Source organism: Roseibium aquae, from assembly GCF_008711285.1.
GTDB classification, from domain to species: Bacteria; Pseudomonadota; Alphaproteobacteria; order Rhizobiales; family Stappiaceae; genus Roseibium; species Roseibium aquae.
In genome coordinates, this window is the sequence record NZ_VXDC01000002.1 from 319,017 (window position 1) to 339,292 (window position 20,276).

Annotated in this window: 19 protein-coding genes; 11 read left to right on the forward strand and 8 right to left on the reverse strand. The window is 60.6% G+C overall.

Going from position 1 to position 20,276, the window contains the following annotated elements:
• Positions 1-7: 7 nt before the first annotated feature.
• A complete protein-coding gene (locus tag F0184_RS05205; protein WP_150495091.1) occupies positions 8-304 on the reverse strand; it encodes a BolA family protein in 297 nt (98 codons plus the stop codon).
• Between the two features lie 228 nt (positions 305-532).
• Between F0184_RS05205 and F0184_RS05210 the strand changes: the two genes are divergently transcribed.
• The 5 genes from F0184_RS05210 (at position 533) to F0184_RS05230 (ending at position 5,960) form a co-directional block, all read left to right on the forward strand.
• Complete coding sequence (locus F0184_RS05210; protein ID WP_150495092.1) at positions 533-1,123, forward strand: J domain-containing protein; 591 nt, start codon at positions 533-535, stop codon at positions 1,121-1,123.
• A 70-nt stretch (positions 1,124-1,193) separates the two neighbouring features.
• Positions 1,194-2,180: a cobaltochelatase subunit CobS gene (cobS, locus tag F0184_RS05215; RefSeq protein ID WP_150495093.1), complete on the forward strand. Its 987-nt coding sequence runs from the start codon at positions 1,194-1,196 to the stop codon at positions 2,178-2,180.
• A 7-nt stretch (positions 2,181-2,187) separates the two neighbouring features.
• Entirely contained in the window at positions 2,188-4,101 is a 1,914-nt protein-coding gene (cobT, locus tag F0184_RS05220) for a cobaltochelatase subunit CobT (RefSeq protein WP_150495094.1), read from the forward strand.
• A complete protein-coding gene (locus F0184_RS05225) occupies positions 4,098-5,156 on the forward strand; it encodes an esterase-like activity of phytase family protein (RefSeq protein WP_208998330.1) in 1,059 nt (352 codons plus the stop codon). The genes cobT and F0184_RS05225 overlap by 4 nt, the downstream gene beginning before the upstream one ends.
• A gap of 174 nt (positions 5,157-5,330) precedes the next feature.
• Positions 5,331-5,960 (forward strand): LysE family translocator, encoded by a 630-nt coding sequence (locus F0184_RS05230; RefSeq protein WP_150495095.1) that lies wholly within the window; start codon positions 5,331-5,333, stop codon positions 5,958-5,960.
• Positions 5,961-6,125: 165 nt separating this feature from the next.
• On the opposite strand, the gene F0184_RS05235 is transcribed toward F0184_RS05230, so the two are convergent.
• Both F0184_RS05235 and rpmB read right to left on the reverse strand, forming a co-directional pair.
• Entirely contained in the window at positions 6,126-6,785 is a 660-nt protein-coding gene (locus tag F0184_RS05235; protein ID WP_150495096.1) for a VUT family protein, read from the reverse strand.
• Between the two features lie 19 nt (positions 6,786-6,804).
• Positions 6,805-7,101, reverse strand: a complete 297-nt coding sequence (gene rpmB, locus F0184_RS05240; protein ID WP_150495097.1) for a 50S ribosomal protein L28 — start codon at positions 7,099-7,101, stop codon at positions 6,805-6,807.
• Positions 7,102-7,461: 360 nt separating this feature from the next.
• Between rpmB and F0184_RS05245 the strand changes: the two genes are divergently transcribed.
• From F0184_RS05245 to F0184_RS05255, 3 genes are all read left to right on the forward strand, one after another.
• Entirely contained in the window at positions 7,462-8,292 is an 831-nt protein-coding gene (locus F0184_RS05245; protein WP_150495098.1) for a DUF3108 domain-containing protein, read from the forward strand.
• 176 nt (positions 8,293-8,468) lie between these two features.
• Complete coding sequence (locus tag F0184_RS05250; RefSeq protein WP_150495198.1) at positions 8,469-9,425, forward strand: acetyl-CoA carboxylase carboxyltransferase subunit alpha; 957 nt, start codon at positions 8,469-8,471, stop codon at positions 9,423-9,425.
• A 290-nt stretch (positions 9,426-9,715) separates the two neighbouring features.
• Entirely contained in the window at positions 9,716-10,984 is a 1,269-nt protein-coding gene (locus tag F0184_RS05255) for a L,D-transpeptidase family protein (RefSeq protein WP_188656266.1), read from the forward strand.
• 266 nt (positions 10,985-11,250) lie between these two features.
• Here F0184_RS05255 and F0184_RS05260 read toward each other — a convergent pair whose 3' ends face one another.
• Together F0184_RS05260 and F0184_RS05265 are read right to left on the reverse strand one after the other, a co-directional pair.
• Positions 11,251-12,303, reverse strand: a complete 1,053-nt coding sequence (locus F0184_RS05260) for a MaoC family dehydratase (protein ID WP_150495099.1) — start codon at positions 12,301-12,303, stop codon at positions 11,251-11,253.
• 90 nt (positions 12,304-12,393) lie between these two features.
• Positions 12,394-14,385 carry a protein meaA gene (locus F0184_RS05265; RefSeq protein ID WP_150495100.1) on the reverse strand — a complete coding sequence of 664 codons (1,992 nt, stop codon included), beginning with the start codon at positions 14,383-14,385 and terminating at the stop codon, positions 12,394-12,396.
• 300 nt (positions 14,386-14,685) lie between these two features.
• Between F0184_RS05265 and ccrA the strand changes: the two genes are divergently transcribed.
• Positions 14,686-15,981, forward strand: coding sequence for a crotonyl-CoA carboxylase/reductase (gene ccrA, locus F0184_RS05270; protein ID WP_150495101.1), 1,296 nt, complete (start codon positions 14,686-14,688; stop codon positions 15,979-15,981).
• A gap of 77 nt (positions 15,982-16,058) precedes the next feature.
• Here the strand turns inward: ccrA and F0184_RS05275 are convergent, their stop codons facing one another.
• Complete coding sequence (locus tag F0184_RS05275; RefSeq protein ID WP_150495102.1) at positions 16,059-16,859, reverse strand: response regulator; 801 nt, start codon at positions 16,857-16,859, stop codon at positions 16,059-16,061.
• 183 nt (positions 16,860-17,042) lie between these two features.
• Between F0184_RS05275 and F0184_RS05280 the strand changes: the two genes are divergently transcribed.
• Positions 17,043-17,627 carry a CAP domain-containing protein gene (locus F0184_RS05280; RefSeq protein WP_308809949.1) on the forward strand — a complete coding sequence of 195 codons (585 nt, stop codon included), beginning with the start codon at positions 17,043-17,045 and terminating at the stop codon, positions 17,625-17,627.
• A gap of 25 nt (positions 17,628-17,652) precedes the next feature.
• Here the strand turns inward: F0184_RS05280 and F0184_RS05285 are convergent, their stop codons facing one another.
• Together F0184_RS05285 and F0184_RS05290 are read right to left on the reverse strand one after the other, a co-directional pair.
• Positions 17,653-18,060 carry an SH3 domain-containing protein gene (locus F0184_RS05285; RefSeq protein WP_150495103.1) on the reverse strand — a complete coding sequence of 136 codons (408 nt, stop codon included), beginning with the start codon at positions 18,058-18,060 and terminating at the stop codon, positions 17,653-17,655.
• A gap of 129 nt (positions 18,061-18,189) precedes the next feature.
• Positions 18,190-18,912, reverse strand: coding sequence for a glycoside hydrolase family 25 protein (locus F0184_RS05290; RefSeq protein WP_150495104.1), 723 nt, complete (start codon positions 18,910-18,912; stop codon positions 18,190-18,192).
• 171 nt (positions 18,913-19,083) lie between these two features.
• Between F0184_RS05290 and F0184_RS05295 the strand changes: the two genes are divergently transcribed.
• Positions 19,084-20,250, forward strand: coding sequence for a cation:proton antiporter (locus tag F0184_RS05295; protein ID WP_150495105.1), 1,167 nt, complete (start codon positions 19,084-19,086; stop codon positions 20,248-20,250).
• Positions 20,251-20,276: the final 26 nt, after the last annotated feature.

The following is a 20,276-nucleotide window of genomic DNA, read 5'->3' on the forward strand; positions in this document are numbered from 1 at the left end:
CTGGCGGTCAGGCCGCCCCTCGCGCCGCCCTCGGGTCCGGCTCACTGGGGGCGCGGGCTTCGATGGCCAAGGCGTGGACCGTCCCAGCCAGTTCTTCCGCGAGCAGTTCGTTGATGGCGCGGTGGCGTTGAACACGGCTCTGCCCTGTGAACGCCTCCGATACGATGCGAACCCGGAAATGGGTTTCTCCGCCCTCCCGGTATCCCATGTGCCCCTTGTGGTGGTCGGACTCATCGATCACCTCAAGGTGAGAGGGAGCCAGGGCGGCCGACAGCTTTTCGGTAATCTTTGATTTCATGGTCATGGGCCAATTTGTTGCCGCCGGGACGGCTTTGGGTCAAGAGGCCGCGGCAGACGCTACCGTCTTTTTCTGATAAGCTGTTTCAGATTGGTGAGCGTCCGCGGCCCGCTGGCCTGGACACCGCAGATCAAACCGGCTTCGGTTGGCAAGCCATTCCTGTATCTTCTCAACCCGTGAATTGACATGCCGAATGGCTTGTTCAAGCATGGCGATCTCCCCATAATCAGCCGAATGAAACTGGATTCAAAAATCTTCGACAGTATCCGGGTCAAACCGGACAAGGAGCGGCTGGAAGAGGACCGCCATCCGGTCTGTGAGCATCCCGGATGCCAACGTCCGGGGACCCATCGTGCTCCGAAGGGGCGCGACCGGGAGGGCGAGTATTTCCAGTTCTGTGTCGACCACGTGCGGGAATACAACAAGTCCTACAATTACTTCGCCGGCATGCCGGATGATGACGTGCGGCATTACCAGAAAGACAGTCTGACCGGACACCGGCCGACATGGAAAATGGGGGTCAACAAGCAGGCGGCCCATGGCCCGGACGGATACGACCCTCGCGCACAGGCCCGGGACTATGCCCACCGCCGCGCCAGTCAGACCCGCCGCTCGCGGGAACGAAAAATTCTCGCCCTTGAAAAGCGTTCCCTGGATGTGCTCAATCTTCCGCACAACGCAAGTGGCGATCAGATCAAGGCGCGCTATAAAGAGCTTGTGAAATTGAACCATCCGGATGCCAATGGCGGGGATCGCTCCTCGGAGGACCGCTTGCGGGAAATCATTCAGGCCTATCAGGTTTTGAAAAAGGCCGGATTCTGCTAGAGCCGCAGTCCTTGCGACTCATGACCCCATTCAACCCGACCCGGGCCCGCACCCGGTTAGCGGAGGACCGATGACTGAGACGACGACCGCGGCCATCAGCATGCCCGATACCGAAATATCTGTTGAGGACGTTTTTGGGTTCAAATCACATCTGAAGGTGCCGGCGTTCTCGGCACCCTCAGAGCATGTGCCCGAAGCCGATCCCGATTACCTTTTCGACCGGGCAACCACTCTGGCGATCCTTGCCGGCTTTGCGCACAACCGCAGGGTCATGGTGACGGGATACCATGGCACCGGTAAATCGACCCATATCGAGCAAGTCGCCTCGCGCCTCAACTGGCCATGCATCCGGGTGAATCTCGACAGCCACATTTCGCGGATCGACCTGGTCGGCAAGGACGCGATCGTGATCAGGGAGGGGCAGCAGGTCACCGAATTCAAGGACGGTATCCTGCCTTGGGCCTACCAGCACAATGTGGCGCTCGTCTTCGATGAGTATGATGCCGGCCGTCCGGATGTGATGTTCGTGATCCAGCGCATTCTTGAATCCTCCGGCCGCCTGACGCTTCTGGACCAGAGCCGCGTCATCCGCCCGCATCCCGCTTTCCGTTTGTTCGCTACGGCAAATACGGTCGGCCTCGGGGACACATCCGGTCTCTATCATGGCACGCAGCAGATCAATCAGGCGCAGATGGACCGGTGGTCGATCGTGACCACGCTGAACTACCTGCCGCATGACAACGAGGTGGACATCGTCCTGTCCAAGGCGAAGCATTTCCAGACCGATGAGGGCCGGGCAACCGTTTCCAAGATGGTCCGGCTGGCGGACATGACCCGCAACGCCTTCATCAATGGTGATCTGTCGACGGTGATGAGCCCGCGGACCGTGATCACATGGGCGGAAAATGCCGATATCTTCGAAGATGTGGGGTTCGCGTTCCGGCTGACGTTCCTCAACAAATGCGATGATATGGAACAGTCGCTCGTTGCTGAATTCTATCAACGCTGCTTCGGTGTTGAACTGCCGGAATCAGCGGTCAATGTTGTGATGAGCTGAGGGAACCATGGCGCCACGGCCGGGCAGCAATTCGATACCGGGCAACAAGCCCGCCCCGAGCACGGAACCGCTGAAACAGTCGGTGGCCGGGTGCATGCGGGCGATCTCCGGCGAGCCGGAGCTGGAGGTTGTCTATAGCGGCGACCGACCGGGCCTGTCCGGTTTGAGCGCCCGACTGCCGGACCCATCCCGCAAGGTGTCGGCAAGGGAAATCGCCATCACCCGCGGCCTGTCGGATTCCATGGCGCTGCGCCTTGCTTGCCACGACGCTAAGGTCCACGCCAAGCACGTGCCGGTCGGATCCGACGCGCGCGCGATTTTCGAGGCCATCGAACAGGCCCGGTGCGATGCCGTCGGTGCCCGGCGGATGCAGGGCGTGGCGGACAATATCTCGGTGATGCTGGACGAACGGTATCGCAAGGCGATCGCTCCGGATATCAACAGCCGCGAGGAGGCGCCGCTTCAGGATGCCTTGGCCTTGATGGTGCGCGAGCGACTGACCGGGGCGCCGCCGCCGGACAGTGCGGTCAAGCTCGTCGACATGTGGCGCGATTGGATCGAGGAGAAAGCGGGCAGCGACCTCGACAAGCTCGTGGCGACGGTCGAAGATCAAGTCACCTTTGCTGCGGGGACCCGCGACATCCTCAGATCGCTCGATATGGCCGACGAACTCGGCGAGCAGGATCAGCAAGACGACCCGGATCAGACCGAGGATGAGGGCCAGAACGAGGAGTCCGAAACTGGCGCGGAGGATCAGCCGGACACCGGCGAACAGGAAGCCGCCCCGCAGGACATGGAAATGTCGGGCGACGAACAGGAGGCCGGGGAAACCGAAGCGGCGGAGGCGGATTTTGACGACCTGGCCGACCAGGATATGGCTGACGATGCGGAAGAGCCCGGAGAGAGCGACCGGCAGGATCACCCGTTTTCAAATAAGCCGCCGGTGTCCGATTATCGCGTGTTCTCGACCCAGTTCGACGAGACGATCCACGCGGAGGATCTGTGCGATTCGGCAGAGCTCGACCGTTTGCGCGGGTTTCTTGACAAGCAGCTTACGCACCTTCAAGGGGCGGTTGCCCGGCTTGCGAACCGCTTGCAGCGCAAGCTGATGGCTCAGCAAAGCCGCGCTTGGGACTTTGACCTGGAAGAAGGCTTGCTCGACACCGCGCGGCTCACACGCGCGGTGACCGATCCCATGAGCCCGCTCGCGTTCAAGCAGGAGCGGGACACGAATTTCCGCGACACGGTCGTCACCCTGCTTCTGGACAATTCCGGCTCCATGCGGGGGCGGCCGATCACGGTTGCCGCCACCTGCGCCGATATCCTGGCCCGGACGCTTGAACGGTGCGGGGTCAAGGTCGAGATCCTTGGCTTCACCACCAAGGCCTGGAAGGGCGGGCAGTCCCGCGAATCTTGGATTGGGGCCGGAAAACCGCCCGCTCCGGGACGGCTGAATGATTTGCGGCACATCATCTACAAGTCCGCAGACGCCCCCTGGAGACGGGCGCGCCGGAATCTCGGTCTGATGATGCGCGAGGGCCTTTTGAAGGAAAACATCGACGGGGAAGCGCTGCTGTGGGCGCACAACCGTCTGCTTGGGCGTCCCGAGCAGCGGCGGATCCTGATGATGATCTCCGATGGCGCGCCGGTCGACGATTGCACCTTGTCGGTCAACCCGGGCAACTACCTGGAACGCCATTTGCGCGAAGTGATCGAAGAGATCGAAACCCGCTCGGCGGTCGAGCTGATCGCCATTGGCATTGGCCATGATGTCACCCGTTACTACCGGCGCGCGGTTACGATCGTCGACGCGGAAGAGCTTGCGGGCGCCATGACGAACCAGCTCGCCAACCTTTTCGACGATGAGGCCGACCAGGCCCTGGCCCACCGCGGCCGCAGACGGGCCGGCCGGGGACGGTGAGGCTCATTGCTGCGCGGGCCATCCGGGGCGCTTGCCGGGTGCTGTTTCTGGTTCCGCTTCTGCTCGCGTGCACCTTGCCGGTGCCGTCGACGGCCCTGGATCTCCTTCGCGAAGGAAAGCCGGCGGCCGTTCGGACGAAGCCCATCGAGACATTCGAGATCGGCCGGGAAACCAGCCGGTTTGGGATGCTGACCTTTCTCGGGGGACTGGAGATCCTGTCATCCGATCGCGATATTGGCGGTCTGTCCGCCCTCCTGTCATTGGATCGGGGAAACACCTTGTTCGCCCTGACCGACAATGGCCGGTGGGTCACCGCCGAGCTTGATCAGGCACCCGATGGCACACCGCTCGGGATTACCAGTCTCCGGCATGCCGAGATCCTCGGTCTGGACGGAAAGGGTCTGCGTGCCGATTGGCGGCACGATACCGAAGCCATGACGCTTGACGGACGGGGCGCGCTTTACGTCAGCGCCGAGCGCGCCAACGCCATCTACCGTTTTGCTTGGCCGCTTGTTACCGGCAAGGAGCGAATGCTGGACGAAGTCGAGGTGCCCCCAGAGATCCACCAGTTGCGTGCCTCCAAGGGGCTGGAGGCACTGGCAATGGGGCCACCGGACACGCCGCTAGCTGGAACCCTGGTTGCTATTGCCGAGCGGGGGATGAGCGACTCGCACGATTTGCCGGCGTTCTTGATTTCAGGTTCCAGCGCGCGGACCTTCACGATTGCGCGGTCAGGCCGATACGACGCCACAGATGCTGTCTTTCTGCCCAACGGCGACCTGTTGTTGTTGGAACGCCGCTTCAACCTGCGCGATCTCGTGGGGATGCGGCTCAGGCAATTTTCCTCCGCCGAGATTGTTCCGGGCGCGCGGCTGGAGGGAACGGTCTTGCTCGAAGCGGGATACACTTTCCAGATTGACAACATGGAGGCGATAGCGGTTCATCAGACTGCCGCGGGAGATACGATCCTGACGCTCCTATCGGACAACAATCGCTCGCTGCTTCAAAGAACGATTTTCTTGCGATTCAAACTGGACGCGGGATCGGAACCCTAGAAAACCGCCTGACCTGGAAATCCGGCTGACAAGGTTAAACCGGCTCGCGATGAAATCAGCCAGGAAAAGGTGCTCTAACACTTCAGAAGTGCGAGCAATTTCTATCGGACAGATTGGAGCGGACCGCGTCAACCTGATCGGGGATTGGGCCGGGCGGGGAGAAGGTGTGCATGGATGCTTGAGACAATCAATCTGCCCCTGATCATGGCAGCGGCGCTGCTTGCCATTGCAAGTCCAGGCCCCGCCACGCTCGCCATCGCGAAAACCTCCATGACAGCTGGCCGGAAAAACGGTTTCGCCCTTGCCATGGGGGTGTCCTCCGGATCGCTCGTCTGGTCTGTGTCGGCAGCGATGGGTCTGGGCGCAATCATGGTGGCGAACGCATGGATGCTGGAGGTAATCAAGTATCAGGGCGCGATGTACCTTCTCTACCTTGCCTACAAGTCGGCGCGGGCTGCGATCCGGCCACCCGATCTCGCGGCAGCGGCGGTGCCGGTGAAGGGGGATATGGCCAGGGCTTTCCGGAGCGGGTTCGTGCTGCATATGACCAACCCGAAGGCGATCTTCTTCTTCGGCTCTCTCTATTCGATCGGGGTTCCGCCGCACACACCGGTCCGCGAACTGGTGATCCTGATCATCGCGCTTTGGATGCAAAGTCTTGCGGTGAACATCTTGTATTCGGTGCTGTTCTCCTATCCGGCGATGGTTCGGGGGTACCGGCGGATGTACCGGCTTTTCAGCGCTGGCTTCTCAGCCGCTTTCGGAGCGGCGAGCATCAAAATTCTGACAACGCGGCTGGGTTAGCGCCCCGGGCGCTTTGTTTGAAACACCCAAAGATAGGCGGGCATTTGAGAAGCGGTCAGCTTTGGGCGTGCAACCGGTGCCGATGAAGCGCTCGCGGATCAAACAAAAAAGGCACCCGCCTGCTGCCGCGGATGCCTTGCGCCATGAAGCCTGGGAAACCCAGCCTCAGGCGGCGGGTTCGCCGGGTGCCGGACGGAATAGTCCGAGGATCATACGGTAGGGAGCCAGCATGGCTATGGCGACCAACACTTTGACGACAAAATCGCCTGCCGCAAGAGAGACCCAAAGCGGAACCTGTGCGCCTACGCTCAGGAACGGCACCGGGAACGCCAGAGAGCTGTCCTCGAGACCAAAGAGGCTGTCGATGAACGCAAATTGCGCTGCAAAAGCAATGCTGAAGAACAGCATGGTGTCGATGACGGAGCCGATCATGGATGAGACGAAAGGCGCTTTCCACCAGCTTGCACGCCGGAGCCGAACGAAAATCGTCACGTCCAGAAGCTGAGCAACCAAAAAGGCTGTTCCCGACGCAATCGCGATCCGTGGCGTCGCCAGCCAGACCGAAAGTCCGACAGCGAGCGCGAAACCCACCAGAACAACGTTTCGCGCGGCTTTGGGGCCGAACCGCCGGTTCGTCAGATCCGTCACGAGAAAGGCGGCAGGGTAGGTGAATGCGCCCCAGGTCAGAAGGTCAGCCAGATTCAGGCCGCCCAAAGAAGCCTGGACCGGGAACTGCACCAGAAAATTCGAGGCCACAACGACAATCGCCATCGCGGTGATCGCGATGGCGAGGTCGGCTACGGAAAATTTCCGCGAAACGGTCATGTTATCATCCCAAGGGAAGTCAGGCGGCAGCGGCCTCGGCCTGCTTGCGCTTGATGGCAACCTTCAGCTGGCGTGCCTTGTCGGACAGGCCTTCGTCAGATGCTTTCATCAGGTAATTGTCCAGACCACCGCGATGCTCGACCGAGCGAAGCGCATGCGCGCTGATGCGGAGTTTGATCGACTCGCCAAGCGTGTCGCTGATCAAGGACACGTTCACCAGGTTCGGCAGGAACCGGCGGCGGGTCTTGTTGTTGGCGTGAGAGACATTGTTGCCTGACATCACGTCTTTGCCGGAAAGTTCGCAACGGCGTGCCATGTTATCACCTTTTGTCTTCGTGGCCGGCCCGTTACGAGGGACCCGGCAGTATCAACCGGAATAGCAAGGACCTTCCAGTCCTCTAACATCATTCCCGGCATGTCTCGGAAAAAGTTGCCCCGCTATATATGCCTTGGCTGGGAGCGTCAAGAGATCTGTGCATTTTCGCGGTCAATTCATCGCCGTCACCATCCGGTCATGGTTTATTAACCCTAAGGTTACCACTCACGGCCAACAATCCAGCCTCGGTTCGGCCCGAGTGTGGTAGACTGTCCGGCGCAGGCGCAGGGCATATTGCGCGTTTAACCGGCGATATCTTGAGCGGACCGAGAGCCGGCCCCGAATATCTGGAGGACGAGAGTGTCTGGTTTGAAATCGATCGGCTCAATTCTGGCCGCGTCTCTGGTTGCCGGAGCCGTTCTGGCCGGACCAGCCCATGCATCGAAAAGCAGCGTCGGCGGGCGCTATGCGATTTCCGTCGCCGGTTTCAAGATCGGGGAAGGAACCTTGTCGTTGGTCATGCAGGGTGAGGCTTATTCCGCGAAGGTAGGGCTGCGGCCGGCTGGGATCGGCAACCTGTTCTCGACGGGAAAAGGCGGGGCGGAGGCTTCGGGCTGGCTGGTCGGGTCGAAGGTGGTGCCGGCCAAATACCAGATGGCATCGCGGGCCGCCGACCGGGACTTCTATGTAGCCTTGAAGCAGGGATCCGGGAACATCCGCGAGGCCGAGGCCATGCCGCAATTCAGGCCGAACGAGGAGCGCATCCAGGTGACGCGCAAGCATCACCGCAACGCCATCGATCCGTTGAGCGCTGCCCTGATGCCTGTTCGGCAGGCTGGGGATGCAATGGGCCCCACAGCCTGCAAACGGAAGCTGCCGATTTTCGATGGATGGACCCGCTTCGACATTCAATTAAGCTACCGGGAAATCAAGGAAGTCTCCGGCAAGGGATATGACGGACCGGTTGTGGTGTGCAATGCGCGCTGGATCCCGGTTGCCGGTCATCGGCCTTCCAAGGAGTCCGTCAAGTACATGGAGAAAGCCGCCATGGAGGTTTGGCTGGCTCCGACCGGGCGGGACAACGTCTTGATTCCCTATCGTCTGCAACTCGACACGAAATCCGGCCGTCTTGTGGTCGAGGCATCGAAACTCGATATAGAGGGCGGTGAGACCGACCGGGCGCAGCGCTGAATCCACCCTGTTCAAAATTCGATCAGGCGATGCTTCCATGGCAGCTGCGCCGAGCACCCCTTGCAAGCGGTTTGCTTGGTTGCTAAAGCCCACTGGGGTGTCCGGTTGCCTTGGCCGGTCTCAAGAAGTATGGGCCGTCACGGTTGCGGTGGCCGCAGTGAATGGTGTTCGAGTACATGCACAGCTACCTGGAATTTGAAAAGCCGGTCGCCGACATCGAGGGCAAGATCCAGGAGCTTCGCGCTCTTGCCGCCGATGGAGAAGCGGTGAATGTCGATGACGAAATCGAACGCCTCCGGTCCAAGTCGGCAAGCACACTGAAAGACATCTACGGGAAACTGACGCCCTGGCAAAAAACGCTGGTGGCCCGGCACCCGGACCGGCCCCACGCGATGGATTACATCGGCGGTCTGATTGACGACTTCACGCCTCTGGCCGGTGACAGGTTCTTTGCCGAAGATCATGCGCTGATCGCGGGGCTCGGCCGGTTCCGGGGGGACGCCGTCGCCGTTTTGGCCCAGGAAAAGGGTTCGGACACCCAGGCGCGGCTAAAGCACAATTTCGGTATGGCCCGGCCGGAGGGGTATCGCAAGGCCGTGCGGATCATGGACATGGCCGAGCGGTTCTCCCTTCCGGTTCTGTCCTTTGTGGACACCGCGGGCGCTTATCCGGGGATTGGCGCGGAAGAGCGCGGGCAAGCCGAGGCGATCGCCCGTTCCACAGACCGCTGCTTGCGTTTGGGCGTGCCAACCATCGCGCTGGTAATCGGCGAGGGTGGTTCCGGCGGCGCGATCGCGATCGCGACCGCGAGCAAGGTGCTCATGCTGGAGCACGCCATCTATTCCGTGATATCGCCCGAGGGCGCCGCCTCCATCCTTTGGCGCGACAGCGCAAGGGCGCAGGACGCGGCCACAGCGATGAAAATCACGGCGCAGGACCTGCTTCAATTCGGCATCATTGATGGCATCGTTGATGAACCGGTCGGGGGAGCCCATCGCGGGCGTGAGACTGTCATCAATCAGGCGGGCGATATGATCGAAACGCACCTGAAAGCCATGGCCGGCCTGAGCGTGGAAGAGATCCGCCATCAAAGGCGAGAGAAGTTTCTGGCGATTGGCCGGACCCTTTCTTGAGGGACCGGCCAGCGGCAGGCACAGGGACGCATCCTCATGTCCCGGCCATGCTGCAAACGCCTGGATCGAGCGCCTGCCGCCATTTGGCCAAATTCCGGTTCCATGACAACCGGGGACAGCTCGCACATTTGTCAGACTTGGTGTCTTCACCGCGACTTGAGATTCGCGGTAACCTCCTGTCAACCATGGGTGCGTAACCCTTGCTGTCAGAGTGCAAGACGGCGTTTGTAACGAGTGTCTGCTAAAACAGGATCGGTGAACCACTGGTCCGGCTGGAGTGGAATGTGTCGATGGCCTCTATTCGGTTTCCGGGTTTGGAGCGTTTCACGGCAATGGGTGCCGCCGTCAGGCAGATTTTGCGGCGCGGGGTCCGGCCAGTGGCCGTAGCGCTGCTGGCGGCGGGTGTCCTTGCCGGGTGTCAGGCGGACGAGCTGGGCTATGGGCCAAAGCACAAGCGGCCGGTCAGTTCGGAGATCAAACACAAAATGGCCGAGCTCAACATGAGCCCCGGTTCGCCCATCATGATCCGGATCTTCAAACAGGAAAACGAACTGGAAGTCTGGAAACGGGCCCGTACGGGGCGTTTCGAGCTGCTTGAAAGTTTCGAGATCTGCAAGTGGTCCGGAGAACTGGGACCGAAGTTCAAGGAAGGCGACCGCCAGGCGCCGGAGGGATTTTACGAAATCACGCCGGGTCTCATGAACCCGAATTCCAGTTACCATCTGGCCTTCAATCTCGGATTTCCGAACAAGTTCGATCAGGCACACGGGCGCACCGGATCTCATCTGATGGTGCACGGCGCGTGCTCGTCGCGCGGCTGTTACGCCATGACAGATGCCCAGGTTCAGGATATCTTCGCCCTGGCAAGGGACAGTTTCGCCGGCGGGCAGAGGTCGTTTCAGGTGCAGGCGTTCCCGTTCCGCATGACACCGGAAAACATGGTCAAGCACCGGGATAGCGAGCATTTCGAATACTGGCAGATGCTCAAGGAAGGCTATGATCACTTCGAGGTCACCCGGACACCGCCGAATGTCGAAGTGTGCGACCGCCGTTACGTGTTTGATCCCGTTCCGCTTGTCGAAGGCGTGCCATTCCGCGCGACGGCGCAGTGTCCGGCATTCAAGAAGCCCGAGCGGGTCGAACAGCTTGTCGCCGCCAAACAGCGCCGCGATCAGGAGGAATTCCAGCAGATCGTGGCACGGATTGAAGCGCGGGAGGAACGCGAGCAGCGCTGGGAGGAGCGCCAGAAGGCCATCGCAGGTCTGCTGACCATAGGCGGAGGCGCCGAGCAGGAGACGGCAGGTCCGGATACGCCCGCACAGGCTCCGGCCGGTGCATCGGTCGCGGTGGCCGAGGCGCTGGAACCGGCTCAACCGCAACAGCGGCCCGGTTCTGCCGTAGAGACCGCCTTCGCGGCGCCGTCGCAATCGGTCGGCAGCCGGACCACCTCTTTCTTCTCCCGGCTTATTCCGTTTGGCGGCAGCGATGACACAGCGGCCGCGGCCGCTGTAGCCGGCGATGCGGTCGGCGTGGTTCCCGCTCCAAAACCGCTGAATTGAGTTCGGCGGGCCGACACCCGGGACTGGCTATTGGCGACAAACCGATCGATCCTTCGTCGGTTGAATCCGGGCGAGGTCCTTCAAACACCCCCGTCTCCGGGACAAAAACGCCGCCGGTTGACGGATCGGGCGCCGCCAAAACGCCCTTTCGGCTATCCGTCAGGACCGGTTCCGCAAAAGCGGGACTTTCCGGTACTGGCGGGTTTTGGCAGGCCTTGCCAAGCCTTTCAAGACCTTGCCAAAGCTTGCCGGTTTGACAACAAAGCTCAGCGGGGCATCAAGGCCCAATAATCGAAATCCAAAACGACATCACCGGTGTAGCTGCCATCAGGCATCTTGTGGGGGTGGTCGGTGCAGGGCTGGTTGCGGCTGGCGATGAGGCGCAGCCGAACCGCGCCAACATCGCTTCGTCCCTCGATCTGCGCCATGTCCAGCACCTCGCTCCAGGCATAAATCGTGTCGCCAGCAAAGACCGGGGCGACATGCCGGCCGCCATTGATCCCGGCGATATGAAACGCGTTGCCCAATCCGTTGAAGGAAAGCGCGCGCGCCAAGCTGATGATGTGGCCGCCATAGACCAGGCGCTTGCCGAACCGGCCATGGGCTTCCGTGTGTTGATTGAAATGGACCTTGGCCGTGTTCTGGTAGAGCCGGGTCGCGATCTGATGCTCGGCTTCCTCAATGGTCATGCCGTCGACATGGTCGATCCGTTCACCGACATGATAGTCGGCAAACCGGAACGGCGAGCCTGACAGATCATTGTCCCATTTGGCGCTATCGAGCAGGGGGACGGCATTGCCAAGTGCCTGGGGATCGATCACCGCGGGCAGATCCGGGACCACCGGGGCGGGCGCCGGGCTTCCCGGATCGCGTTTGCGCACCATGACCCAGCGGACATAGTCGAGAACCTCGGTGCCATCGGACGTGTATCCGGTCGAGCGGACATAAACGACCCCGGTTTTTCCGTTAGAGTTTTCCTTCAGTCCAATCACTTCCGAGACGGCCGACAGTGTGTCTCCGGGATAGACCGGGGCAAGAAAACGGCCGCCCGCATAGCCGAGATTGGCCACCGCGTTCAGGGAAATATCGGGGACGGTTTTGCCGAAGACAATGTGGAAGGTCAGGAGATCGTCCACCGGTGCCCGGTCATAGCCCAGCATTTTGGCGAAAGCATCGGAGGATTGAACAGCGAAACGCGGGCCGTAGAGAGCAGTGTAGAGTGCGGCATCGCCCTCCGTTACCGTGCGCGGTGTGGCATGGCGGATTACCTGCCCCACTTGAAAATCCTCGAAATAGTTGCCCGGATTGGTTTTGGACACGGCTGATCCCCGTTTGTCGTCGTATGAGAAAGAGATGAAGGTCCCGCCGCCGCTTTTTGGAAGGCGGGATCGCCCCGGTGTCCGTTGCCGTCAAGCCGCCTGTTGAGACCCGGTCCCTGCGATTTTCACGATGTCGGCCATGATCTCGGTCAGTTGGAAGTTTTTCGGTGTGTAGACCGCCGCAACGCCCATGGCCTTCAGGCTGGCCGCGTCCTCATCGGGAATGATGCCGCCCACGATAACTGGAATGTCGTCGGCACCAGCTACGCGCAGGCGCTCCATCACATCCCGCACAAGAGCGAGATGCGACCCCGAAAGGATCGACAGGCCAATGACATGGACATCTTCTTCAATCGCCGCATTCACGATCTGGGCCGGGGTGAGGCGAATACCTTCGTAGACCACTTCCATGCCGCAATCGCGGGCCCGTACGGCAATCTGTTCCGCGCCATTGGAATGACCGTCGAGCCCCGGCTTCCCGACCAGGAACTTGAGCCGCCGCCCCAGGGTCTTGGAGACCGCATCAACATCCTTGCGGACCGCCTCGAGATCGCCCGAATCGTCGCGGACCGATTGCCCGACCCCGGTCGGTGCCCGGTACTCTCCAAAGATGTCGCGCAGTGTCCGGCCCCATTCGCCCGTGGTCACGCCGGCTTTGGCGGCGGCGATCGAAGGTTCCATGATGTTGCGCCCTTCGCTTGCCGCGGATTTGAGTTCGGCAAGAGCTTGATCAACAGCTGCCTGACTACGCGCGTCCCGCCAGGCCTTGATCTTTTCGATTGCCTCAGCTTCGACGTGTTCAGGAACCGTGAGGATCCCGCCGTCTTCGCCAGTGGCGAGGGGCGAGGGCTCGGTTTCGATGTATTTGTTCACACCGACGACGATCTGGTTGCCCGTTTCGATCCCGGACAATCGCGCGGTGTTGGCTTCGACAAGCTTGCGCTTCATGTAGCTGGATTCAACCGCCGCCACCGCGCCGCCCATGTCGTCGATGCGCGCCAATTCTTCGCGGGCTTCGTCCTTCAGGGCTTCCACCTTGCGGGTGATCTCGCTGGAGCCATCGAAGATGTCGCCGTATTCAAGCAGGTCGGTCTCGAAGGCAACGATCTGCTGCATGCGCAAGGACCATTGCTGATCGAACGGGCGGGGCAGGCCGAGAGCTTCGTTCCAGGCGGGCAGCTGGACCGCCCGGGCGCGGGCATTCTTGGACAGAACCACGGCCAGCATCTCGATCAGGATGCGGTAGACGTTGTTCTCCGGCTGCTGTTCGGTCAGGCCGAGTGAGTTCACCTGAACGCCATAGCGGAACCGCCGGTAGCGCTCGTCCTCGATGCCGTAGCGTTCGCGGCAGATTTCATCCCACAGCTCCGTGAACGCGCGCATCTTGCACAGCTCGGTGACGAAACGCATGCCGGCATTGACGAAAAAGGAGATCCGTCCGACGGCCTTGGGGAAATCCTTTTCAGGGATGGAGCCGCCGGCTTTCAAATTGTCGAGAATGGCGATCGCAGTCGCGAGCGCATAGGACAGTTCCTGAACCGGTGTCGCCCCTGCTTCCTGCAAATGGTAGGAGCAGACATTCATCGGGTTCCATTTTGGCATGTTGGAGTAGGTCCAGGCGATCACGTCCGTGGTCAGGCGCAGAGACGGCGCGGGCGGAAAGACATAAGTCCCGCGCGAGAGATACTCCTTGATGATGTCATTTTGGGTCGTCCCGGACAAAAGCGAACGGTCCGCGCCTTGTTCATCGGCCGCGGCGATATAAAGAGACAGCAGCCAGGGCGCGGTCGCGTTGATCGTCATCGATGTGTTCATGCGCTCCAAGGGAATGTCCTGGAACAAGGTGCGCATGTCACCCAGATGCGCGACAGGCACGCCGACTTTCCCGACCTCGCCGCGGGCCAACAAATCATCTGGGTCGTAACCGGTCTGTGTCGGAAGGTCGAACGCCACCGACAGGCCCGTCTGCCCCTTGGCGAGATTGGTCCGGTACAGCTTGTTGCTTTCCGCTGCCGTCGAATGGCCGGCATAGGTTCGGAAAATCCAGGGGCGGTCGCGCTCGGGGACATCCGGCAGGGTCATCGGTCTCTCCTTCGAAAGGGCCTCTTCGGTGGCATCGCCTCCGGCGCCCCTGTGTCTCGCATGCGGCAAGCAGCGGCTTCCGTTCACGTAAATTTTGCCGGTTTCCGTTCCCGGCTGCAAAGCCTTTTTCCTTGCAATGCAAAAATGCGTGCCGTCTCAAACGCAAGTTAAGCAATAGTCGTATGGAAAGGGGCTCGGTTTTGAACAATAGTTGCGCATCTTTGCGGATTGCTTCGCCGGGTGCTGTGCGTGTGCGAAGTAAGGTCTCAAGATAAGGTTTTGGGCCTGGAGGACAGTTTCATGACGGCGACAGCCGAGGCGAACGACAACCGAACCAAGGAGGACACTCCGGTGAAGGACCTTTACGAGATCGGAGAAATCCCGCCGCTCGGGCACGTGCCGAAGAACATGTATGCTTGGGTGGTCCGCCGCGAACGTCACGGTCCGCCGGAACAGGCGATGCAACTGGAGGTCCTGCCGACCTGGGAGCCGGACAGTCACGAGGTTCTGGTTCTCGTGATGGCGGCCGGGGTCAATTACAACGGCATCTGGGCCTGCCTTGGCCAGCCGGTGTCGGTTTTCGACGGCCACAAGGCGCCCTACGCGGTGTTCGGTTCGGATGCTGCTGGCATCGTCTGGAAGGTCGGAGAGAAGGTGAAAAACTGGAAGGTGGGCGACGAGGTCGTCATTCACTGCAACCAGGACGACGGTGATGACGAGGAATGCAATGGCGGCGATCCCATGTTTTCGCCGAGCCAGCGGATCTGGGGCTATGAGACGCCGGAAGGCTCGTTTGCCCAGTTCACCCGCGTTCAGGCCCAACAGCTCATGCCGCGCCCCAAGCACCTGACCTGGGAGGAAAGCGCCTGCTACACGCTGACGCTGGCGACGGCCTATCGGATGCTGTTCGGCCACCATCCCCATGAATTGAAACCCGGCCAGAACGTTCTTGTCTGGGGGGCGTCCGGCGGACTGGGATCCTACGCGATCCAGCTGATCAACACAGCCGGCGCCAATGCCATCGGCATCATTTCCGATGAGGACAAGCGCCAGTTTGTTCTCGATCTGGGTGCCAAGGGCGTGATCAACCGCAAGGAGTTCAACTGCTGGGGCGAACTGCCGGCGGTCGGGTCGCCGGAATATGGCGAGTGGTTCAAGGAAGCACGCCGCTTCGGAAAGGCCATTTGGGACATCACCGGCAAGGGCAACAACGTCGATATCGTGTTCGAGCACCCAGGCGCGGCCACGTTCCCTGTCTCGACATTCGTGTGCAAGAAGGGCGGCATGGTCGTCATTTGCGCCGGGACAAGCGGTTTCAACTGCACCTTTGATGTGCGCTACATGTGGATGCATCAAAAGCGGCTTCAGGGGTCGCATTTCGCTCATCTGAAGCAGGCATCGGCGGCCAACAGACTGATGATCGAGCGCCGGATCGATCCTTACATGTCCGAAGTCTTCTCTTGGGATCAGATCCCGAAGGCGCACACCAAGATGTGGAAAAACGAGCATGCTCCCGGCAACATGGCGGTTCTTGTCAGCGCGCCGACGACAGGCCTTCGAACCCTTGAAGATGCAATGGACGCGGCGACCCGCTGATCGATCTCCCGCCTTGATCTCCCCGCTCACCCTGGTGAGCAGCCCTGCCTGCGGCCCGCTTTTTGCGGGCCGCTTTTTTAGGTCATGGCGAACACCCTGACCTGCTTGGAAAAATGCGAATGCCGCAGGCCAAATACGTGGTGAAGGATGGAATCGACATCTGCTGGGTAAAAGGGCTTGCGCAGAAAGGCGCGGGCACCGACACGCTCGGCCGCTTTGTCTAGCGTTTCGTTCATTTCCGTGGACATGAGGATCACATCCGTTCCCCGGGTATAGGCGGCAAGCTTTTCCGCCAGTTCGATCCCGTTCATGTTCGGCATGTTGAAATCGGTGAAAATGATCCTGTAGGGCTTGTCCCGCACCATTTTCACGGCGGTTTCGCCATCCTCGGCTTCCTCAATCTTCAAGTCGAAGATGCTCTTGTCCAGAACCTTGCGGACGATCCGGCGGACCGTTGCCGAATCATCGACGACAAGAACCTGATATTCCAGCTGAATCGCCTCGTAGGTCTCGATAACCTGGCGCACTTGTCCGTTGTTGAAAGGCTTCGACAGGAAATCATAAGCCCCGAAGGATTTGAGTTTTTCCTCAGCCGATTCCGACAGACGATCCGACATGGATATCGCGAAGGTTTTCGCGCCCATCACATGAATGGCCGCCATGACCTCGACACCGCTCAACTGAGGCATGTTGATGTCGAGAAAGGCGATGTCATAGGCAGACTTGGTGAGGTGCTGCACCGTATCCTGACCGTTATGGGTCAAGGTGATATCGAATTTCCGGCCGGTTGCCTCAAGGGCCCGCGCCACGAACTTGCAAACCGTCACGGAGTCATCTGCGATGATGACCTTGATGTTCTTATCGTTCGGCCAATCCATACTTTCGGATCGCTTGTCCAGCCTCAGCCGGTTGGTTTGTCACCTCTACCCAACGACTGGGACTTCCTGAACCTTACAGTAACATGGAGGTTCTTTACCAATTGTTAGAATACAGTACCGTCATACACCAGAGTCTATGACCTGCTTGTGATTGTTGCCCATTCAGGGCATAGGAGAAATCTGGTGGGCGCCCCCTTATATTTGCTACGCTCGCATTTCGAAAAGGGATCCTTGCCGATCATGCCGTCCTTCCGTTTCCCTAGGCTCGTCTGGTTGCTGGCCTGTGTGCTTGCCGTGGCTTCGTGTGCGGCGGACCAAGATATCACGCCGCCCTTTTATCAATCCATGGCACGTGTCGATGCCGAAGTTGACGCGGCGACGGCAGCCCAGATGATTTCGCACTACCGGTCGAACAACGGCCTGCCGCCGGTCACGGCGGACCCGGTGCTGTCACGTCTTGCGCGGGAGCAAGCGGTTGCCATGGCCCGAGCTGGCACGGTCCGCACATCTTTGGCAAGTGAAAGGCAATTGAACCGCCGGATGGCGGAGATCGGGCAGGCGAATGTGCCCGCCGTTGAGAATGTCAGCGCTGGCTATCATACGATTGCGGAGGCCTTTTCGGGGTGGCGGGAGTCCCCGCAGCATAACAAAGTCATGTTGAATGCCGAGGCGACGCGGCTCGGCATTGCCACGGCCTATGCGCCAGGTTCGAAGCACCGAGTATTCTGGGCCCTGATCATGGCCGGCCCCGCCGCGCCGGTGCAGTAGTTCTCCGGCAAACGGCGCGCGGGCCCTACCAGCGCGGCGCGGGGTAGATCGGGCCTGGCCTTACCACCACTGGCGGCTGGCGGTAGACCGGATAGTTCCGATGGTAGCGGCGCACGCCAATATACCCGCCGGCATTCGGAATCGGGCTACCGTAATACGGACCTTCCGCGGCATAGGAGAGGTACCGGCCGGAGACCCATCCCCTTGCGGTCGTGAATGCGGCATCGCACCATCCGTAGTCTGCTGTGCAGCCGAAAATCGTGACCCCCGCGCCGCGCGGCAATGTCGTCAACACAGGGTAGTTTGTGCCCGGACCGGCACGCATGTTGAGGTCCGCGGTCGTGTAGGCGATGGCCGGACGCGTTTGCGCCAAGGCAGGCACCGCGAACAGGGTCAAAACAACACAAGCAAATGCAAGACGCATGACGGCCATGGTCGGCTCCAGGGTTCAATGGCAGATGCCCGGATCATCGCGAGTGATCGTGGCGAAACAATAACGCTGCCCTGAAAGACGTGGGAAACCGCACGCCGCCGGCCGATAGCGGCCGGGCGGTGTCGAAAGCTACCGCTGCAACTCGCCGTTCAGCCACTTGCGGAACTGCGAGCGCGTTCCGTAAAACGCATTCCGGTCCACATTCCCCTTGACGCCGTCGACGCGGCCCTCCGCCGTATATTGCCAGAAGAACCAGTCATCACGCCCTTCATAGATCCGGTTCGGGAAGGCCGCGACGGATCTGATCCAGAACTGCTCGTCCTTGAATGCTCCGACGAGCCGGTCACGGTGGAAGTCGACGGTCGCATAAATGACCGGCCGTTTGCCGTAGTGCCGTTCCATCTCATCGAGGAAGTAGATCATGTCCCGCAGGATTTCATCCCGTGGCGGGCGGATCTGGCAGGATCTTGAATGCCCGTTCCATTCCATATCGAGAACGAGTGGCAGGGCCGTCGGGTCCACCGGTACGATCTGCTTGACCCAGTCGACCTGTTCCTCAACCGGACGGCAGAAATAGTAGAAATGATAGGCCCCGCGCGGAACCCCGGCTTCGCGCGCGCCGGTCCAGTTGTCGAGAAACCGCCGGTCGGCGTGGTCTCCGCCTTCGGTGGACTTGATCCAGGCGAATTCCGTCCCGGCGCGCTTGACGGCGTGCCAGTCGATTTCGCCCTGCCAATGGGAGACGTCAATTCCGTGAACCGGATAGTCCTCCGGCGTCGGGTCGGGGAAATCGTAGGCCGAACAGGCGGCGAGCAGGAAAGCGCCGGCCAGGGCGTAAATCGTCTTGATCATGAAGCGCACAGCGATCCGTCCGGTTAATGCTTGGTGAATCTAACCGGTAAAATGCTGCCGTTTTCCTAATAAGCTTCGGAATTGGTGCGCTTGTGCCGGGAATTTGCCGACCCAACGGCTTTTTGCGTCTGATCAAGGCCGAACCGGAAAATCGCTGCAATCCTTCTTCCCATGGATCATGCGATCACGCTCATCAGTTTGGGACTGTTGCTTCTTGTTGGAATGCTGGCCGATGAAATCGGTCATCGCACCCGATTGCCACGTGTCACATTGCTGATTTTATGCGGACTTGTCGCGGGCCCGGCCGGGTTTGACGCCCTGCCGGGCAACCTCACCGATCTTTACGATCTTCTCGCGGTCATCGCCCTGTCCATGGTTGCGTTTCTCTTGGGCGGCAAATTGTCGCGCATCAACCTGCGAAACAGTGGCCGATCTATCGTCATCGTGTCCCTGACAGCGGTTTTGATCACCGCAGTGGTTGTGGCAGGCGGGCTGGCTCTGGCGGGCATGCCACTCGAGATCGCGCTTGTGCTGGGCGCGATGGCAACCGCGACGGCGCCGGCCGCGACCCAGGATGTCATCCGGCAAGCAAACGCAAGAGGGCATTTTACCGACGTGCTGTTCGGTGTTGTCGCGCTCGATGATGCATGGGGCCTTGTGGTGTTCGCACTTTGCCTCGTTTGGGCGCAGTTGACGGCGTCCATGGCGGATACTGGCGTCTGGTTTCATGCGGCCTGGGAGATTTTCGGAGCGATCGGGCTAGGGTGCGCAATCGGTGTCCCGGCCGCCTATCTAACCGGTCGAATCCGGTCTGGAGACCCAACTCTCGCCGAAGCGCTCGGCGTGGTGTTCCTGATCGCAGGCTTGGCGATCTGGTTGAACGTTTCGTTTCTCCTGGCCGGGATCGTGTGTGGTGGGGTTGTGGTCAACTTCGCCAGGCATCACCATCGTCCGTTTCACGAGATCGAACACATCGAGTGGCCGTTCATGATTTTGTTCTTCTTTCTGGCCGGAGCGTTGCTGGAAGTGGATGCCCTCTTGGACCTGGGCCTGATTGGAGCGGTTTATGTGGCGCTGCGCTTGGCTGCGCGGGTGCTGGGCGGGTTGGCCGGGGGCCGGTTGGCCGGATTACCGCCGAAAGAGCGGTTCTGGATGGGATTCACGCTCGTGCCCCAGGCCGGTGTCGCGCTGGGCATGGCGCTGGTCGGATCGGAGGTCTTGCCCCAGTACCGCAACGAGATCCTGACGATCGCCATCGGTTCCACCGTGATATTCGAGCTGCTCGGCCCGCCTCTCACCCAATTGGCCCTGCGCCGGGTCGGCGATGCGCGGTCCTGATTTTGTTTGCGCTTTCGGCTGGCAGC

Excerpts from the sequence above, each read along its gene's own strand:
- F0184_RS05205 (WP_150495091.1), bottom strand. The coding sequence starts at position 304 with ATGACCATGAAATCAAAGATTACCGAAAAGCTGTCGGCCGCCCTGGCT.
- F0184_RS05285 (WP_150495103.1), bottom strand. The coding sequence starts at position 18,060 with ATGGCCGTCATGCGTCTTGCATTTGCTTGTGTTGTTTTGACCCTGTTC.
- F0184_RS05255 (WP_188656266.1), top strand. The coding sequence starts at position 9,716 with ATGGCCTCTATTCGGTTTCCGGGTTTGGAGCGTTTCACGGCAATGGGT.
- F0184_RS05290 (WP_150495104.1), bottom strand. The coding sequence starts at position 18,912 with ATGATCAAGACGATTTACGCCCTGGCCGGCGCTTTCCTGCTCGCCGCC.
- F0184_RS05265 (WP_150495100.1), bottom strand. The coding sequence starts at position 14,385 with ATGACCCTGCCGGATGTCCCCGAGCGCGACCGCCCCTGGATTTTCCGA.
- F0184_RS05250 (WP_150495198.1), top strand. The coding sequence starts at position 8,469 with ATGCACAGCTACCTGGAATTTGAAAAGCCGGTCGCCGACATCGAGGGC.
- ccrA (WP_150495101.1), top strand. The coding sequence starts at position 14,686 with ATGACGGCGACAGCCGAGGCGAACGACAACCGAACCAAGGAGGACACT.
- F0184_RS05235 (WP_150495096.1), bottom strand. The coding sequence starts at position 6,785 with ATGACCGTTTCGCGGAAATTTTCCGTAGCCGACCTCGCCATCGCGATC.
- rpmB (WP_150495097.1), bottom strand. The coding sequence starts at position 7,101 with ATGGCACGCCGTTGCGAACTTTCCGGCAAAGACGTGATGTCAGGCAAC.
- F0184_RS05230 (WP_150495095.1), top strand. The coding sequence starts at position 5,331 with ATGCTTGAGACAATCAATCTGCCCCTGATCATGGCAGCGGCGCTGCTT.
- F0184_RS05275 (WP_150495102.1), bottom strand. The coding sequence starts at position 16,859 with ATGGATTGGCCGAACGATAAGAACATCAAGGTCATCATCGCAGATGAC.
- cobT (WP_150495094.1), top strand. The coding sequence starts at position 2,188 with ATGGCGCCACGGCCGGGCAGCAATTCGATACCGGGCAACAAGCCCGCC.
- F0184_RS05210 (WP_150495092.1), top strand. The coding sequence starts at position 533 with ATGAAACTGGATTCAAAAATCTTCGACAGTATCCGGGTCAAACCGGAC.
- cobS (WP_150495093.1), top strand. The coding sequence starts at position 1,194 with ATGACTGAGACGACGACCGCGGCCATCAGCATGCCCGATACCGAAATA.
- F0184_RS05295 (WP_150495105.1), top strand. The coding sequence starts at position 19,084 with ATGGATCATGCGATCACGCTCATCAGTTTGGGACTGTTGCTTCTTGTT.